General features: G+C 61.2%; 15 protein-coding genes. 1 reads left to right on the plus strand and 14 read right to left on the minus strand.

Annotated elements, in window-relative coordinates; all coding sequences use genetic code 11:
- Nucleotides 1-33: 33 nt before the first annotated feature.
- The 3 genes from JNJ45_12520 to JNJ45_12530 are packed head-to-tail and all read right to left on the minus strand — an operon-like array spanning nucleotide 34 to nucleotide 3,024.
- Nucleotides 34-858, minus strand: coding sequence for a carbohydrate ABC transporter permease (locus JNJ45_12520; protein ID MBL8049495.1), 825 nt, complete (start codon nucleotides 856-858; stop codon nucleotides 34-36).
- On the minus strand, nucleotides 848-1,726 hold the full coding sequence (locus JNJ45_12525; GenBank protein MBL8049496.1) for a sugar ABC transporter permease: 879 nt from the start codon (nucleotides 1,724-1,726) through the stop codon (nucleotides 848-850). The genes JNJ45_12520 and JNJ45_12525 overlap by 11 nt, the downstream gene beginning before the upstream one ends.
- On the minus strand, nucleotides 1,723-3,024 hold the full coding sequence (locus JNJ45_12530) for a sugar ABC transporter substrate-binding protein (GenBank protein ID MBL8049497.1): 1,302 nt from the start codon (nucleotides 3,022-3,024) through the stop codon (nucleotides 1,723-1,725). Before JNJ45_12530 ends, JNJ45_12525 begins: the two co-directional genes overlap by 4 nt.
- 228 nt (nucleotides 3,025-3,252) lie before the next feature.
- On the opposite strand from JNJ45_12530, the gene JNJ45_12535 reads away from it, so the two are divergent.
- On the plus strand, nucleotides 3,253-3,543 hold the full coding sequence (locus JNJ45_12535; GenBank protein ID MBL8049498.1) for a hypothetical protein: 291 nt from the start codon (nucleotides 3,253-3,255) through the stop codon (nucleotides 3,541-3,543).
- On the opposite strand, the gene ispH is transcribed toward JNJ45_12535, so the two are convergent.
- The 11 genes from ispH to JNJ45_12590 are packed head-to-tail and all read right to left on the minus strand — an operon-like array spanning nucleotide 3,540 to nucleotide 15,815.
- Nucleotides 3,540-4,487 carry a 4-hydroxy-3-methylbut-2-enyl diphosphate reductase gene (ispH, locus tag JNJ45_12540; protein ID MBL8049499.1) on the minus strand — a complete coding sequence of 316 codons (948 nt, stop codon included), beginning with the start codon at nucleotides 4,485-4,487 and terminating at the stop codon, nucleotides 3,540-3,542. The two genes, JNJ45_12535 and ispH, sit on opposite strands and share 4 nt — an antisense overlap.
- Nucleotides 4,488-4,496: 9 nt before the next feature.
- Nucleotides 4,497-4,907: a MerC domain-containing protein gene (locus JNJ45_12545; protein ID MBL8049500.1), complete on the minus strand. Its 411-nt coding sequence runs from the start codon at nucleotides 4,905-4,907 to the stop codon at nucleotides 4,497-4,499.
- A gap of 42 nt (nucleotides 4,908-4,949) precedes the next feature.
- Nucleotides 4,950-5,990 carry a homoserine O-acetyltransferase gene (locus JNJ45_12550; GenBank protein MBL8049501.1) on the minus strand — a complete coding sequence of 347 codons (1,041 nt, stop codon included), beginning with the start codon at nucleotides 5,988-5,990 and terminating at the stop codon, nucleotides 4,950-4,952.
- Nucleotides 5,990-7,153, minus strand: a complete 1,164-nt coding sequence (locus tag JNJ45_12555) for a type IV pilus twitching motility protein PilT (GenBank protein ID MBL8049502.1) — start codon at nucleotides 7,151-7,153, stop codon at nucleotides 5,990-5,992. The genes JNJ45_12550 and JNJ45_12555 overlap by 1 nt, the downstream gene beginning before the upstream one ends.
- A 25-nt stretch (nucleotides 7,154-7,178) precedes the next feature.
- Nucleotides 7,179-8,273, minus strand: coding sequence for a type IV pilus twitching motility protein PilT (locus JNJ45_12560; protein ID MBL8049503.1), 1,095 nt, complete (start codon nucleotides 8,271-8,273; stop codon nucleotides 7,179-7,181).
- A 22-nt stretch (nucleotides 8,274-8,295) separates the two neighbouring features.
- The gene (locus JNJ45_12565) at nucleotides 8,296-9,924 is read right to left on the minus strand and encodes a chorismate-binding protein (protein MBL8049504.1); all 1,629 of its coding nucleotides are present in this window, start codon (nucleotides 9,922-9,924) and stop codon (nucleotides 8,296-8,298) included.
- Nucleotides 9,925-9,934: 10 nt separating this feature from the next.
- Nucleotides 9,935-11,017, minus strand: a complete 1,083-nt coding sequence (gene murG, locus JNJ45_12570; GenBank protein MBL8049505.1) for an undecaprenyldiphospho-muramoylpentapeptide beta-N-acetylglucosaminyltransferase — start codon at nucleotides 11,015-11,017, stop codon at nucleotides 9,935-9,937.
- Nucleotides 10,962-12,251, minus strand: coding sequence for an FtsW/RodA/SpoVE family cell cycle protein (locus tag JNJ45_12575; GenBank protein ID MBL8049506.1), 1,290 nt, complete (start codon nucleotides 12,249-12,251; stop codon nucleotides 10,962-10,964). Before JNJ45_12575 ends, murG begins: the two co-directional genes overlap by 56 nt.
- A complete protein-coding gene (murD, locus tag JNJ45_12580; protein MBL8049507.1) occupies nucleotides 12,230-13,585 on the minus strand; it encodes a UDP-N-acetylmuramoyl-L-alanine--D-glutamate ligase in 1,356 nt (451 codons plus the stop codon). Before murD ends, JNJ45_12575 begins: the two co-directional genes overlap by 22 nt.
- Entirely contained in the window at nucleotides 13,582-14,478 is an 897-nt protein-coding gene (locus JNJ45_12585; GenBank protein ID MBL8049508.1) for a hypothetical protein, read from the minus strand. The genes murD and JNJ45_12585 overlap by 4 nt, the downstream gene beginning before the upstream one ends.
- The gene (locus JNJ45_12590) at nucleotides 14,475-15,815 is read right to left on the minus strand and encodes a UDP-N-acetylmuramoyl-tripeptide--D-alanyl-D-alanine ligase (protein MBL8049509.1); all 1,341 of its coding nucleotides are present in this window, start codon (nucleotides 15,813-15,815) and stop codon (nucleotides 14,475-14,477) included. Before JNJ45_12590 ends, JNJ45_12585 begins: the two co-directional genes overlap by 4 nt.
- Between the last annotated feature and the right edge of the window lie 5 nt (nucleotides 15,816-15,820).

Genomic DNA, 15,820 nt, shown 5'->3' on the forward strand with positions numbered 1-15,820 from the left:
ATTATGACGGACCGGCCCCGTCGTAAGTCGCGGCTACCAGCCGCTACTGCCGCTGAGCAAATTGCCGCGCAAGAACGAGCGCTGCACCAGCAGAAACACCAGCACCGAGGGGAGCACCAAAATGAGGCTCGCGCTCATGAGTAGCGGCCAGTTCGACTTGTCGAGTTGCTGCAATTGCAGAATGCCGACGCTCACGGTGTAGTTGTCCGGCGACTTTAGGAAAAGCAGTGGCCACACGAAATCGCCCCAATAGAACAGAAACGAAAACGCAGTCACAGCCAGCGTGGTCGGGCGGATCAGCGGCATCGCCATCTGCTGCCAAGCCATGAGGGGTGGCGCGCCATCGAGCTCAGCGGCTTCGTACACCTCCGCCGGAACCGAAAGGCAGGAGCGATAGAACAACAGGACATAGAGCGGCAACGAGCCGACGGCCACGGGGAGCACGAGCGAGGTGAGCGTGTCGAGCAACCCCAAATGCTTAACCAAGAAGAACCGCGGCAACCATAACGCGATGAGCGGCAGCAGTTGCGCGACGATCAGCAGAACCACGATTCGGCCCCGTAGCGCGGGCGAAAGTCGCGCGATGCTGTAGCCCGATATCGAGCCGACGAGCAAAGTGAGTGGCACGGCCACCGCGCCAACCAGCAGCGAGTTTTGCAGATAAGTCGCCATGGGGATGAGCTCGAATACCCGCGCAAAGTTGTCTAGGCTCCACTCGGCAGGAAGCCACTCGACCGTCCGCGGTGGTGGTAAGCCGGGTTTGCGCATCGCCGATACGAAGATCCAGTAGATCGGCGAAACAAACAGGGCGATCACCGCGAGGCGCGCCAGCAACGAGCCCAGGGACCTAAAGGTCAACGTGGTACCTCCATCGCCGCAGCCCGGTTCGTACGAGGCCAAGTACCGCCAGGCAGAGCAAGAACGCGACCACCATCATGGCCGATCCCAACCCGAATCGGAACCGGTCGAACGCCTCTTCGTAGATGATCAGGCCGATAAACATGGTCGAGTAGTAGGGGTCCCCCTGCGTCATCATGTGCGAAAACGTGAAGGTGGACTGCAGGCTCATCATCATGTCGCGAGCGCCCAGAATAAACATCCACGGGGCGAGTTGCGGCAACGTGACATGCCAAAACTGGGCCCACCGAGCGGCACCCGCGAGCTTCGCGTTTTCGTATAGCTCGCCCGCAATCTCCATGCGCGCGACCATGAGCACCACAAAGAGCTCGCCGATTTGAAAAAGCGACAATAAAACAAACACCCACGGGGCCGACTTAGGGTCGGCGAGCCACATCGGGGGGGCGATTCCGAACTGTTGAAGCAACAAATTGAGCGGCCCGTAGAGCGGATTGAAGATCCACAGCATCACCAACGCCATCGCTGGGTCCGGGATCACGCTCGGCAGGAAGACGGCGGCACGGGCCGCGCCCGTGCCGGGTTTGCGTGACTGTAACCACATGGCCAGCACGCAGGCCAGCGCGAGCTTTAAGGGCAGCGCAATGGCGAGAAACCAAAAGGTGTTGGCCACCGCCCGGAGGAACACGCGATCATCGGTCAGCGCCGCGTAGTTTTCGAGACCCGCCGACTGCGGCGAACTCAGCCCATCGTAGTGCGTGAACGACAGAAGCAACGAGGCCAGCGCCGGCCCGATGTACAGCAGCATCAGGCCGACGCCAAGCGGAATCAGGAGCCGGAGGTGGGCGGCGTCGCGTCGCCCGAGCTTCACTTTGCCAGCACGCCGTCCGTTCGTTCCTTCAGGGTCTTGGTCACTTCCGACGCTTTCAATCCGCTGTAAACCGCTCGCTCCAGTTCTTCTGTGGCGGTGGATTCCAGGTCCACCCAGTTTTCATTGACGGGCACCGCTCGCATGGTGGGCAGGGTTTCGAGGAACACCTTGCTGTTGGCGGGCTTTTGCGAGGGGTCGAGGAAGGCTTGCGACTCGGCCACCGCCCGGATCGAGGGCACTGTACGGCCCGACGCCGCGACAATTTCTTGTCCTTCCTTGGAGTTGGCAAACTCAATGAACTTCCAGACCGCGGCCTTGTCTTTGGCCGCCTTCGGCATAAAGTAAGCGTCCGCGTGGAGGATTCCGGCGGCTTGCTTGCCGACGGGCAGGGCCACAACATCCCATTCAAAGCCTGTAATCTCGCGATAGGTGGGCACGCCGCGGCGGCTATTCAAGAACATGGCGGTGCGCCCGTTTTGGAATCGTGTCTCGCTGTCCTCGCTCTTTTCTTCGACCTGATCCGGAATCACCTTGTGCACGGCGCGCAGGTCGATAAACCACTGGAGGGCTTTCTGGAATCCTGGGTCGCCGAGGTTCAAGCTTGTGGGGTTTTCTGCGTCATCCACGATCTCGCCGCCCGCTTGCCACACAAACGGGATGAGGCGTTGGAGCGAAACTTCGGTACCGAGCCCGTACACGTCCATCTTCCCGTCGCCGTCGCGATCCTTGGTCAGCATTTTGGCCGTCGAGACAAACTCGTCCCAAGTCCAGGTGGACTTGGGGTGGGGAAGTCCGGCCTCATCGAACAAGTTTTTGTTGTAGTAGACCACGAGGCTGGACAGGTTTTGCGGAATGCCGTAAAGCTCGCCCTTGAACACGAATGGCCGAATTGCTTCGCCGTAGAAGTCCTCTTTTTTGATGAGTGAGCTCTTCTCAAGATACGGCCCCAACGGCTCCACAACCCCTTTGGCGGCAAACTGCGCGTAACGCCGATAGTTGATCAGCACCACATCGGCGGGAGTGTTGGCGGCGAAGTCCGCGCCGAGTCGCTTGCGATAGTCGCCTTGAGAGGGAATGTGGATCAGTTCCACCTTCGCGCCGCTGTGCTTGGTTTCGTACGCCTTCACCAGGTTCTTGTAAGCCTCGTGCTCCCCCGGATCGCCAAAGATCATGAAGCTGATCTTGGACGGCTTCGCCGTGGCGGTTGCGGAGGGTTCGGCTTCGCCCGATTTGCTGCAACCAGCGAGCAGGGCGACTAGTGTGAGAGACAAGGTGACGGGGAACAATCCTCGGGCCATGCACAGATTCTATCACCCGTAGAGCGAGTTCGCGAACGATATAAGAGAATGCTTATGCTTTGGTCCGATCAATCAACAAGAGAATCATGAACTGGGTGGAAAGTGAATAACTTGCACACGAACTTCAGAATCGCGACATAACTTAGTCAGGAACTCCGCAAAATGTGAATAATTTGCACACGAACTCCCTGCGGCGGGTTTTGGCGAAACGTGCGTTAGAATAGAAATATGAAGGATCAAGGATTCCTCAAAGGGCTGCTTCTCGGCGCAGCCGTCATGTCACTCTTCATCGCCATCCGAGCCTACGCGACGCCGCAGCAGATCATTCCGAGTCGGGAGGTCGTCGCGATGGAAGACATGGCCCGCCAACTCCGGGTGATGAACGAGCGCGGATTGCGGGTTCGGATCGAAGAGCCGCTCGAAGTGAAGGTCAAAGACGAAGTGACGATGAAACTGCCCACGTTCACCAAACTCGAGGTCAAGATCACCGACCCGATTGACGTGCGCGTGAAGAACTAGCCGCTCGCCTGCGCGAGTTGAATAAGATCGCGGGGGGGAATGAATTGAATATTCTCCTCCACGGTCTGCACCGTGCGGATCGTCACGTCCGTGCGCCCTAGCAGCAGGCCCCCAATGAGGTCCTCGACAAGTTCCTCGGGCGTCGATGCGCCCGAGGTAATGCCGATGCGCGGGTAATCCGTGCGCCATTCCGGCCGAATCTCGTCGGGCGACATGAGCAGAAACGCCGGAATGCCATAGCTCTCGGCGACCTCGCGCAGGCGGTTGCTGTTGGAACTCATGCGCGAACCCACGACCAGCACCAAATCCACTTCGCGAGCCATCGCGTGCACCGCGCCCTGGCGGTTCGTGGTGGCGTAGCAAATGTCCTCTTTCGCCGAGGTCACCATGTGGGGGAAGCGTCGTCGCAGAACATCCATGATCGCGGTGACTTCGCTGATACTCAGCGTCGTTTGGGTGAGCACGGCGAGCCGATCGTAGTGCGGAATCTCGAGCGCCTCGGCCTCTTCGGGCGTCTCCACCAAGTGCATGCGGTCGGGCGCCTCGCCCATGGTGCCCTCGGCTTCGACATGGCCCTTGTGGCCAATGTAGATAAAATGATAGTCCTTCGCCAGGAATCGGCGCGCCTCGTTGTGGACCTTGGTCACGAGCGGGCAAGTGCCATCAATCACCTTGAGGGCGCGGCGCTTCGCGTCTTCGCGCAGTTGCGGGGCCACGCCGTGAGCGGAGAACACCACCGGCGCGCCTTCGGGAACCTCGTTCACATCTTCGACAAAGATAACGCCGCGCGCCTCAAAACCCTTGACGACAAACTCGTTGTGGACAATGGCGTGGCGAACGTAGAGGGGAGCGCCGTGAACCTTGAGCGCAAGCTCCACAACTTCAATCGCAAAGGCGACTCCCGCGCAGAATCCGCGCGGACCGGCGAGAACGATTTCCTGCACGGAGCTAGTTTACCGTTGGCGACTAGCCTGGCAACTCGCACACGAACATTTCGCGCGCAGGGCGAGGTTCAGGCGGTGGAACCACACCATCATCAGACCGCCGACCACGCTGACCACGTAAGAAATCGCGCCCAGGTCGTGCAGCGCAAAGTGCGCCACGCACACCAAAGTGAGCCCGCCGATAAACCAAATGGCCGGCGTCCAGCGCTGATGCACCTTCCAGCCGGAGCGGATGGAGAGCCCCCCAAAGAGAACTGCGAGCCCGATGAACGCGAAGTCGACGTTGTGCGAATGACTCTCTTGCAAGCCAAGGATCGGCAAAAACGCCATGAACACGGCCATGACCAGGCAGTGAACCGCGCAGACAAGCGAGGCGATGGTGCCCAGCTGATCCCAAGTTTTTCCGCGCACTCTTGCCATACGATTATTATTGCACAATTTTTGCGAAAAGAAAGAACTTGCTTATTGCAAGAAGAGGCGGACAAGGTCGGCTTGTTCCTGGTCGTCCAGCAAAAACGCGTCGTGCCCGAGCGGGCTGCCAAGCTCCACATGCCGGACCTTCGCCCACATTGAGAGCTGATCGCGCAATTCCTCGCTTTGCCAAGTCGGATAGATCCAGTCGCTTCGGAAACTTGTGAGCAGAAACTCGGTGCTCAGAGACTGCGCGGGCTGGAAGTCGAAGGCATCGAGCGCCCGGGTGAGCACAATCTGCGAGTTCGCATCGAAGCGCTGGGTGAACTTGTCGCCTTGATAGTTCAGGTAGCTCTCGACCTCGAAAATCTCGCCGGTTGGCGTGGGTCGGCGTTCGCGTCCGAACTTGCGGTTGAAGCTCGCCTCGCTCAAGAAGGTGAGGTGTCCCGCCATGCGCGCCACGGCCAAGCCATCGGCGGGCGGGGAACCGTCGTAATAGTCTCCGCCGGTGAAGTTGGCGTCGCGCAAAATCGCCTGACGACCGACCTCGTTGAACCCAATTTGCATCGCCGAGTGCCGTCCCGTGGATGCCGTGCACCACGCGCGCTGCACCGGGAAGTGCGTGCAAAGGTCGAGCACCTGCATGCCGCCCATGCTGCCTCCGACGGCGGCAAACAACTCGTTTACGCCGATTTGCGGGAGCATCGCCGCGATGGAGGCGGTCATGTCGCGAATCGTGACCGCCGGAAACCGCGAGCCATAAGCGCGGCCATCGTCGCGAACCGAAGAAGGCCCCGTGCTTCCGCGGCATCCGCCGAGCACGTTGGCGCAAATCACAAAAAATCGGTCGGTATCAATCGCGCGGCCGGGCCCGATGAGGCGTTCCCACCACACCGCAGCATTGCTGTCGCCGCTCAGCGCGTGGCACGCTAAAATCGCGTTGTCGCCGCGATAGGTGCCCCAGGTTTGGTACGCCAGGGTGACCGGCAGGCTCGCGCCACTCACCAGTTGAAACGAACCGAGCTCGGCCAAAGACGCACCAGCGCCCGCCTCCGAGTGGCGATCGTTTTCCTGAAACAGCGCGTCGTCCACTAGTCTCGCTTAAAGCCGGGGCGATTCGGCTGGCCCCGGACGCCGCCGGGAGCCGGGGGCGCAACCGGCTTTTCGGCTTCGGGAGTCGGCTGATTCCCGCGGAAGTCGGGCTGATTTGCGCCCGCACCTTGCCCGCCGGAAGGATCGTTGACCAATCGCATGAATTCGCCAATGTCCTTGGCTTTAGATTTCGCATCGTCCATGGTGACCAATCCGCGATCCACCAAACTCGCCAGCGATTGGTCGAGCGTGTTCATTTTGAGCTTGCTCCCGGTCTGCAAAATCGAGCTGATCATGTAGCTCTTGTTTTCGCGGATCAGGGCTTGAATCGCGTTCGTCGCAACCAGAACTTCAAAGGCGGCGATGCGACCGCGATTGTCCTTGCGGCGCACGAGGCTCTGGCTGATGACCCCAATGAGGTTGACGGAAAGCTGCATGCGCACCTGTTGCTGTTGAGCCACGGGGAACACGTCCACAATCCGGTCGATGGTTTGCACCGAGTCCACGGTGTGCAGCGTGCCGAAGACCAAGTGGCCGGTTTCGGCGGCGGTCAGCGCCAAGTGGATGGTTTCTAAGTCGCGCATTTCGCCGACCAGAATCACGTCTGGGTCTTGCCGCAACACGTACTTTAGCGCGTTGGCGAAGCTGAGCGTGTCTTGGTCGAGCTGCCGCTGATTGATCAGCGCCAAGTGGTCGTCGTGCACGAATTCGACCGGGTCCTCCACCGTCATGATGTGGTCGTGGTGGGTGCGATTGAGCTTGTCGATCATCGCTGCGAGGCTCGTGGACTTGCCCGAACCAGCCGGACCCGTCACCAAGACCAAGCCACGCGGTCGCTGGACAAAATCGTACGCCGCCGACGGAAGATTCAGGTCCTCCATGGACTGGATTTCGTACGGGATCACCCGGAACGCGGCTTGCGCGTGGCCCCGCTGCTGATAAATGTTGCCGCGGAACCGGCTAACGCCCGGAATCTCGATCGCGAAGTCGAGTTCGAGGAATTGATCAAAGCGCTCCAATTGGTGGGGCAGCAACAGCAACTTCATTTCCTCCCGGAAATCTTCGTCGCTAAAGTGCGGATATTCCACCTCGTGAAGGTCGCCGTTGATCCGGATATACACCTTGCCGGTATCGGTTTTTAGGTGCATGTCCGAGCCGCCCAAGGCGACGCATTTTCTCAGGAGGGCGTCAATGTGCTCCACTGGAAGCCTCCGTGAGCCCTTGCGCGGTGGCGCGGCGGGTGAATTCGTTGACGTTGCTGGACTTGCCGACCGCATGCTCGAAGTCAATCTGACCATCTTTGATGAGCTGCAGCAAGTTGCCGTCGAGGGTCTGCATGCCGAACTGCGAGCCGGTCTGAATGTCCATATAAAGCTGGTGCGTTTTTCCTTCGCGAATGAGAGTGCGAATGGCCGGCGTCGCGACCATGACCTCGAACGCCGCCACGCGTCCGGTTCCGTCTTTGGTCGGCAGCAGGGTTTGCGAAACAACCGCCTGAATCGTCACGCCAAGTTGGGTTCGAATCTGCGCCTGTTGACCGGGCGGGAAGACGTCCACAATCCGGTCAATCGTCTGCGCGGCGTCCACCGTGTGCAACGTACTGAACACAAGGTGACCGGTTTCCGCGGCGGTGATGGCGAGTTGAATGGTTTCCAGGTCGCGCATTTCACCGACCAGAATAATGTCGGGATTTTGGCGCATGACGTGCTTGAGCGCCTCGGAAAAGCTGTGCGTGTCCGTGCCCAGTTCGCGCTGATTGATGATGCTCTGAATGTCCTTGTGGACGTACTCGATCGGGTCCTCAATCGTCATGATGTGAGCCCGCTTGCTCAGGTTCACGTGGTTGATCATCGCCGCGAGACTTGTGGATTTTCCCGAGCCGGTCGGCCCGGTGACCAGCACCAGCCCGCGCGGCATCATCGAGATCGCCTTGGTCGCTTGCGGCATGTGCAAATCGTCGATCGTGCGGATGTTAAACGGGATCAGGCGGAAGACCGCGCCGATTTTACCGCGCTGCCAAAACATATTCACGCGGAATCGCGCGAGGCCCTCCACCTGGTAGCTGAGGTCAACTTCTTTGTAGCTGTACAGTCGCTCTTTGCGGTCCTCGCTCAGGATGCTGAGCAGCAGTTCGTGCGTCATTTCCTCGCTGAGCGGGGGTTGATTCACGCGCTTGAGCTCGCCGCGCACCCGCATCAGCGGCGGGTTATTCGCCTTGATATGCAAGTCGCTGGCGTCTTGCTGCACGAGCTCGCGTAATAGGTTGTCGATCAGTGCGGCCATGAAGGTTTGCAGTTTATCCCAGTTAGTCGAGCAGTCGGGCAGGGTGTTCCCGCCTCAGCGAGTTGAAGACGCGCAGCGGCGTGGACGAGGTGAGTTCTCGCATCAAAATGACCCGCTCGGGGTACGCGAGTTCGGCGCGCATGGTCCCGGGCAAAAGTCCCGAAGCCAAGGGCGGCGTCCACCACTTGCCATCGAGGAACGCGGCGACGTTGTAGATGGTCGTTTCGGTGACCTCGCCGCGCTCGTTGTAAAGCAGAACGTCATCGGCATCGCCCCGCTCAAACTGCTCGTACACCGCCCGGTTTGTGGTTTTGTGTTGCACCGCGAGATCCTCCGAGTAAATGGGGTGGCTGGCCCGTTGCAACTTGATCTCCCCGCGATTGGTGGGTAAGGTGCTGAGCTCGAGTTGTGGCTCTTCGCCGGGCGCGAGGGTGAGTCGCAACCGCCCGCTGCCGGTTTGCTGCTCCAGCTCTTGGCGGAGTTCTTCGGTGGAGAGTTCTTGGCCAAACAGCGCAAAGTGGCTCGCGGCCAGACGCGCCAAATGCGCATCCAGTCGCGGGATGAGGCCATCGGCCAGGCGCATGGTTTCCAGCAGTTTGCCGGGATATGGCACGTTTCGCCGCAGAATCTCGGCCTTGAGCCGACACTCGGCGTACTCGGCCTCGGCGGTGCTGTCGCTCACGACGCCGCTGCCGATGCCATAGGTGATTTGATCGCCCCGCTGAACCAAGGTGCGGATCGCCACGGAAAACTGGCCGACGCCTGGCCCGACCCAGCCGATCGCGCCAGTGTAAACGCCGCGCGGAGTCGTTTCCAGGTTGGCGATGATCTCGGTCGCCTTGACCTTCGGCGCGCCGGTGATGCTGGCGCAAGGGAAGAGCGAGGCCAGGCGCTCGCTGAGCGGGGCATCGGTTTCGGCGACTACGCGTGACGTCATCTGCCGCACGGTGGGGTGGTCCTCCACGCGGAAAAGCTCGGGTACTCGCACTGATCCGCGCCGCGCAATCCGCCCCAAATCGTTGCGGATCATGTCCACGATCATCAGGTTTTCGGCACGGTCCTTCTCGCTGTCGGCCAGCGAATCGGGGCTGCCGGCGGGGCGGGTGCCCTTCATCGGCTCGGACCAAATCACGTCCTCCCGCCATTCCAAAAAGCATTCGGGGCTCGCGCTGAGGATGCGCCAATCGCCATCCTCCAGCCACGCGCCAAACCGAGCGTCGCGGCAACTCGGCCAGAATCCGCGTCCGTCACCTTGTCCGGTTAGCGAAAAGGTGAGGTTGATCTGATAACAATCGCCGTGGGCGAGGTGGTTTTGCACAGCCTGGTACCGCGCTTCGTACTCCGAGGACGACCAAGTTGCCGCCAAATCGAGCGGTGTGCTCGCCAGAATCGGCGGCACAAACCGGGTGGGTTCGGTGACCAACACAAACCAAGCCAAAGGCCCCGTTCCTCGTCGAGCCACCAGCGACTTATCAAATGCCGGCGCGGCCTCGTAACTGAGGAATCCGGCGGCGAATCCGCCCTCCGCGACGTGCACCTCGACCTGCTCCAGAAGGGGCATGACTTCGCCGAGGGAATGCGCGACCAAAACCGAACCTCGCGAGAAGTCCAGCCAGCCGCCTTCCAAGTCGTTTCGGAGCCACGCCCGCACGGCTTTGATCCTACTTCATGGCGTCGCGGCAGATTTGCAGAATGTCCGCGAGCGCGTTCGGATTGTCCCATTCGGCGAGCGCCGCCGCGGCTTGCTCTCGCATTTCGGGTTCGTCCCACTGCAAAATCCGCGACTCGACCGTGCTCGGCTGGAGCTCGTGCTGGGGAATGATGGTGGCCGCGCCCATCTCGGCGAATTCTTGCGCGTTGAGCATTTGGTGATTCGCAAACGAGTTGGGGAGCGGCACCAAAATGCTCGGCTTGCGGTAAGCCGCGAGTTCGGCGAGGGTTCCCGCCCCGCTTCGGCATAGCGCCAGCGAACTGGCAAACACCGCCGTCGCCATTTCGTCTTCGCTCAGGTAAGCGCGCACCTTATAGTCGTCGCCGACGCCGAGTTTGCCGGCCGTTTTCTGGATCGCGTCGAAGTGGTCGGGGCCACTCAGGTGAATCCACTGCGTGTGATACCGAGCCATGCGCACGACGGTGGCCAGCACCGCCTCGTTGATGGCACTCGCGCCCTGGCTGCCGCCCATCGCCAGAATAACGGGTCGGTCGTTGCTCACGGGATGCTCAAAGTTGAGATTCGGCTGGCCGCGAAAACTCTTGCGAACGGGGATTCCGGTACGAATAACCTGAGCCTGCGGAAAATGTTCAGCGCCGCGCCGGAACGTCGTGCACACCGCAAACGACTGCGGGCTGAGCAGGCGATTGGTGCGCCCGGGCACCACATTCTGCTCATGAATCACGTACGGAATGCCCAGTGACCGCGCCGCGTAGAGCACGGGCGCGCTGGAATAGCCGCCGGTCGAGACCACGAGTTTCGGTCCGAACTCGCGCATGGCCGTTTTGGCCAGACGGACGGCTTTAGCTAGGTGGAAAGCAGCGCGCCATCCGCGCGGAGTTTTGAGGCTGTAAAGCGGCTCGCTTGGAAAGGCTTGGAAGGGGAGCGCGATGCGTTGGCACGCGCGGCCCTCTTGGCCCCGAAAGGACCCGAAGTACGCAACTTCGAGTCCTTCCGATTGGAGTCCGGCCGCGATCTCAAGCGCCGGGTAGATGTGCCCGCCGGTTCCCCCGCCGGTTACGATTGCTCGCATAGGCCTCCTGTGGTTGGGTCGCGTGTTCGACGGCGGCGGCGGATTGACCCAGACCGACGGCGATCCACAAAGCAATGAGGCTGGATCCGCCCGAGCTAAAGAACGGAAGCGGAATCCCGATGCTCGGCAGAGTGCCGTTCGCCATCATGACGTTGACGGCGGTTTGGATCCCGATCCAAAAGGCGAGTCCCAGCAGCACCAGCCCCGCAAATCGCAGGCGGCGCACCTCGGTGGGATCGCTGCCCGAGCTCAGCAGTTTGTCGGCCTTGCTCAGCAGGCGATGGCCTTCGCTGGCGAATCGGAAGACCAGCAAGCCGAGCAAACCGATCACAAAGAGCGATCCGATGAGGCCGAATTCTTCGCCGATCGTCGCCATGATGTAGTCCGTCGTGGCGGCAGGCAGGAAGTGCTTGGCCCAACCCGCGCCGGGACCGGCTCCCACGACTCCGCCACCGGCCATCGCGGCTTCGGCACGCGTGGTCTGGAAGCCGATGTCGTCAATGTGCTTTTGCTCCCAGCGGTTGCCGTGGTTGAGAATTCGCTCCATGCGATACGCCTGACTCTTGACCAAACCCACCAGACCAATCGTGCCGACGAGGGTGAGAATCGCGAGCGACTTCTTGCTCACGCCACCCACAAAAAGCATGCCGGCGGCGATCGCCATGATCACGGCCGCGGTGCCGAGGTCGGGCTCCAATTCAATTTTCAGGGCCACCGCAAGCACCATGAGCAGCGGCAAGGCGCGAACGCCCCGGTTCTGCCAAAGCCAGTCGAGTTTGCGGCTGGTGCTAGCGTTGCTCTTGAGCGGCTTTGCCATCGGCTTGCGGTAGCAGAAGGTGGCCGCCAGGAACAGCACCACGGCGACCTTGGCGATCTCCGAAGGCTGCAAGTTGATCGGCCCGAGCTTAATCCAGCGGGTCGCGCCGTTTTGCGTGTAGCCAATGACTGGCGCCATCACAAGAACCAGCAGAACAAACGCACCGGCAAAAAACTGCCCGGCTCGCTTGCGCCACCACTCGATGTCGAGGCGGCTACAAGCGGCGGCCACAAACACCATTAGCACGGTCGCGCCGATTTGCACGAGCACTTCGCGCGGCATAATGCCGTCGCGATCGAGCGCCCGCGCAAACCCGGCGGTATAGATCAGGAAGATGCCGATGACCGTGCATAGCGCGGCCAAAAACAGAGCCTGCGGGTCACCGACCCGAAACTTTAATCGCGGTGTTCTAACCATTCCTTGGCTACCTCAGTAAATGCGTCCCCACGCTCTCGAAAGTTGGCGTAAGGGTACGCGCTCGCACATCCTGGTGCGAGGACAATTGCGTCACCTGCAGAAGCAGACGTGACGGCAAAACGAAAGGCCTCAGTCATGGACTCAAACCAAGGCAGGTCTCCGCCGATCATGGCGCGGAGAGGGTCGGGGTTCGGCCCGAACAGAATTGCTCGGTGACCCGACTCGCGGACGTATTCGCCCACAGGGTGAAAATCGAGATTCTTGGTGACCCCGCCGATCAGCAGAATTTGCGGTCGGTTGAGCCCGCGCGAGGAGTTCACCACCGCCATCGGGTTGGTGCACATCGAGTTGTTGATGACGAGCACGCCATCGCGCTCGCCCAGGGGCTGCATGCGGTAGGTCAAGCGCGAGAATTCTTGCAAGCCGCGCACGGCGGTGGGTACGTCGGAGCCGGGCGCGTAGGCTTCGGCGATCGCCAGCGCCATCGCCGCGTTGGCGAGGTTGTACGGCTCATCAAACGGCAGCGTGCTTGCCGCCACGCGGTGCCCCTTGATGGTCAGCCCATCGGCGTCGAAGCTGATCTCGTGACCCGGGCCGTAGAGCAGACGAGCCGCCTTGTCGTTGCCGAAGACCGACATAGGCAGACTCGGCTCGTCGCTGCGAATTACCATCGTGTCGCCCTCGCCCATGGCGTCGAAGAGGCGCATCTTAGTCGCGAAGTAGTCCTTAAAAGTCGGGTGCCGATCGAGGTGGTCGGGTGTGATATTGGTGATGGTCGCCACGCGTGGCCGGAATTGGCTCACCCATTCCAACTGAAAACTGCTGATCTCGGCGACCAGTGGTTGACCCGCTGATCCGGCCAAGGCGGCCTCGGTCAACGTCAGCTCGGTATAGCCCGAGCCGCTGATATTTCCGCACAAAATGGGGTCGTGGCCGAGAGCGCGAAGCACCAGCCAGGTCATCACGGTCGAGGTGCTCTTGCCGTTGGTTCCGGTAATCGCGAGGATCGGCCCCTTGGCGATGCGGTAAGCAAACTCGATCTCGCTAATCACTTCCATGCCGAGCCGTTGGGCATCAACGATCGCCGGGTGGGCGCGGCGGAAGCCCGGTGAGGCGACCAAAATGTCGTGCTCGCCGGCGTCGAATCGGCCGTGCCATCCGCACACGCAGTCAATGCCTTCTCCTTGCAATTGGTCGACCAAATCTAGGCGTTCCGGCGTGTCCGCCGACTGCTCGTCGTACACAACTGGCACCGCGCCATGAGCGCGGGCCGCTCGCGCAATCGCAAGCCCCGATCGGCCCATGCCAGCCACTGCAATACGAAGGTCTTTCATGAGGCTGTGAAGCAATAGTACGCCACGGCGGCGCCCGCCAACTGGACGCCGGCGAAGAGTCCGACAATCTTCAGTTCCGACCATCCGGCGGCCTGAAACGCGTGGTGAATGGGTGTGCGCGGGAAGATGCGCTTGCCAGTGAGCTTAACGCTGAGCACCTGCAAAGGCGGAGGCACCAGTTCCGCGATCATGACAAAGGCAAAGGCGACGAACCCGACCCAGCTAAGGGTGGTCGGAAGGGTGGAGCCGATGAAATACATCATCAGACCAAGCACCGCGCCGATGGGCAGCGCGCCGACATCGCCCATGAACACCTTGGCGGGGAAGCGATTCCAATACAGGAACACGAGGAAGCCGCCGACCATGGCCCATTGGAACCCGGGAAGCAGACTCATCAGGGCAAAGAATCCAAACAGAATCAGCCCCAAACTCCCGGCGAGACCGTCAATCCCGTCGCTGAAGTTGTAGGCGTTGCTGAAAAACAAAATGGAGAACGTGCCCCAGGCGATGGTCAGGGGCTCATGCGAGATCGTCCACATCGCGGCGGCTCCGAGGAGCACTTGCAAAATCAGCTTGTGCCGCCATCCGAGACCGCGCTTTCCGGCCATCAGGCGTGGCACTACGAAGTCGTCTACAAAGCCGATCGCCCCAAATCCCAGCAGCAAAATGACGAACGGCATGTACTCCGACCGCCAATCCAGCGCGATGGTCACCAACGCAGCGACGAGAATCATGAGGCCGCCCATGGTCGGGGTGCCCTGCTTGTGGGCGTGCTCGGCGACGTGCTCGCTGATGGTCTGTCGCGACTTCAGCCGCTTGAGCAGGTCGAGCAAAAACGGCGAAGAGACCGCGGCGACCGCGGTTCCGATGGCGGCGGCGGTCAGCGAATTCATTTGGTCGAGGCTCCCGGCAAGGCTTCTTCCAGCCCCAGCGCGCGGCTGCCCTTGATCAGCACCACGTCGCCCTCGCTCAAAAGCAAAAGGCGTTCGCGAATCTCGTTTAGGTCCACGGCGCGGGTGATCAGCTCGGCGGGAAAGCCGAGGTTCACGGCTTCATCTTCGATCCAGTTTGCGGAATCGCCGAACAGAATCACCTGATCGAAGCGGCTGCCGACCAGCGCCTTGCCCACGAGCCGGTGACCCGATTCGGCGAAGTTGCCGAGCTCGCGCATTTCGCCGAGCACGGCCACGTGCCGACCTTGGGCTGGAAGCTCGTTCATGGTGCGGATCGCGGCCACGGTCGAGTCGGGGCTGGCGTTGTAGTTGTCCATCAAGAACATCACGCCGTCAATTTGTTTGGGTTCCATTCGCATTTCGGGGAGTCGGACATGGCGCATCGCGGCGCAGGCCGTGAGAGGGTCTACACCGCATGCTTGAGCGGCGAGCAGGGCGGCCGCGGCGTTCAACGCTTGGTGCCGGCCCACGGTGGGGATTTCGAACTCAAATCGGTCGGTGCCGAGTTGCACGAGGATGCGGCTCGTCTGCCAATCCAGCGCCTGATAGCCGAGAATCTGGCAATCGGCCTCGGCGGAAAAACCGAACGTCCGAACCGGGGTTTTCGCCATCGCGACGAGGTCGCCGTAGAAGTCATCTTCGCGCCAGAAAATCGCGAGATCACTGGTATGGGGCAGAATCTCCCCCTTGGCCCGCGCGATCCCGGCGCGCGAGCCGACCATTTCGGCGTGCGCCGTGCCGATCATCGTGATGATCGAGATCGTCGGCTTGGCGATGCTCGCCAGATGGTCAATCTGCCCGAATCCGCGCATGGCCATCTCGCTCACCACGGCTTGGTGGTTCTCGAGTTCGGCCCAAATCAGCGGCGCGGTGTATTCCGTGTTGCGGTTGCCCTCGTTTTTGAGGACGGGCCCGAGCGGACTCAGCGCGGCCGCCACAAACTCCTTGCTGGAGGTCTTGCCATTGCTACCCGTGATGCCGATGACCGGGCCGCCGAACTCGGCTCGAACGGACTTGGCGAAGTTGGCCAGGGCCTCCACCAGGCTTGGCGCGACGATGCACGGCAAACCAGGAAGTTCGCGTTCGGTGAGCAGCGCGGTGGCCCCCGACGCGATCGCTTGCGGGCCAAAATCGTGGCCATCCACGCGCTCGCCGCGAATGCACAGGAACAGACTCCCCGGCGCGACGCTGCGGCTATCCAAACTGAACCCGGTGAAGGTGGCATCGCCCGGCACTCCGGCGCAAGTGGCACCCGCGCGGCGGGCGAAATCGTCCACGCGCC

The sequence above is a fragment of the Chthonomonas sp. genome (assembly GCA_016788425.1).
Lineage (GTDB): Bacteria > Armatimonadota > Fimbriimonadia > Fimbriimonadales > Fimbriimonadaceae > JAEURQ01.

Bases quoted from the DNA above. Each gene is read 5' to 3' on its own strand.
- JNJ45_12530 (MBL8049497.1), bottom strand. From the start codon at position 3,024: ATGGCCCGAGGATTGTTCCCCGTCACCTTGTCTCTCACACTAGTCGCC.
- JNJ45_12535 (MBL8049498.1), top strand. From the start codon at position 3,253: ATGAAGGATCAAGGATTCCTCAAAGGGCTGCTTCTCGGCGCAGCCGTC.
- JNJ45_12545 (MBL8049500.1), bottom strand. From the start codon at position 4,907: ATGGCAAGAGTGCGCGGAAAAACTTGGGATCAGCTGGGCACCATCGCC.
- JNJ45_12560 (MBL8049503.1), bottom strand. From the start codon at position 8,273: ATGGCCGCACTGATCGACAACCTATTACGCGAGCTCGTGCAGCAAGAC.
- murG (MBL8049505.1), bottom strand. From the start codon at position 11,017: ATGCGAGCAATCGTAACCGGCGGGGGAACCGGCGGGCACATCTACCCG.
- JNJ45_12575 (MBL8049506.1), bottom strand. From the start codon at position 12,251: ATGGTTAGAACACCGCGATTAAAGTTTCGGGTCGGTGACCCGCAGGCT.
- murD (MBL8049507.1), bottom strand. From the start codon at position 13,585: ATGAAAGACCTTCGTATTGCAGTGGCTGGCATGGGCCGATCGGGGCTT.
- JNJ45_12585 (MBL8049508.1), bottom strand. From the start codon at position 14,478: ATGAATTCGCTGACCGCCGCCGCCATCGGAACCGCGGTCGCCGCGGTC.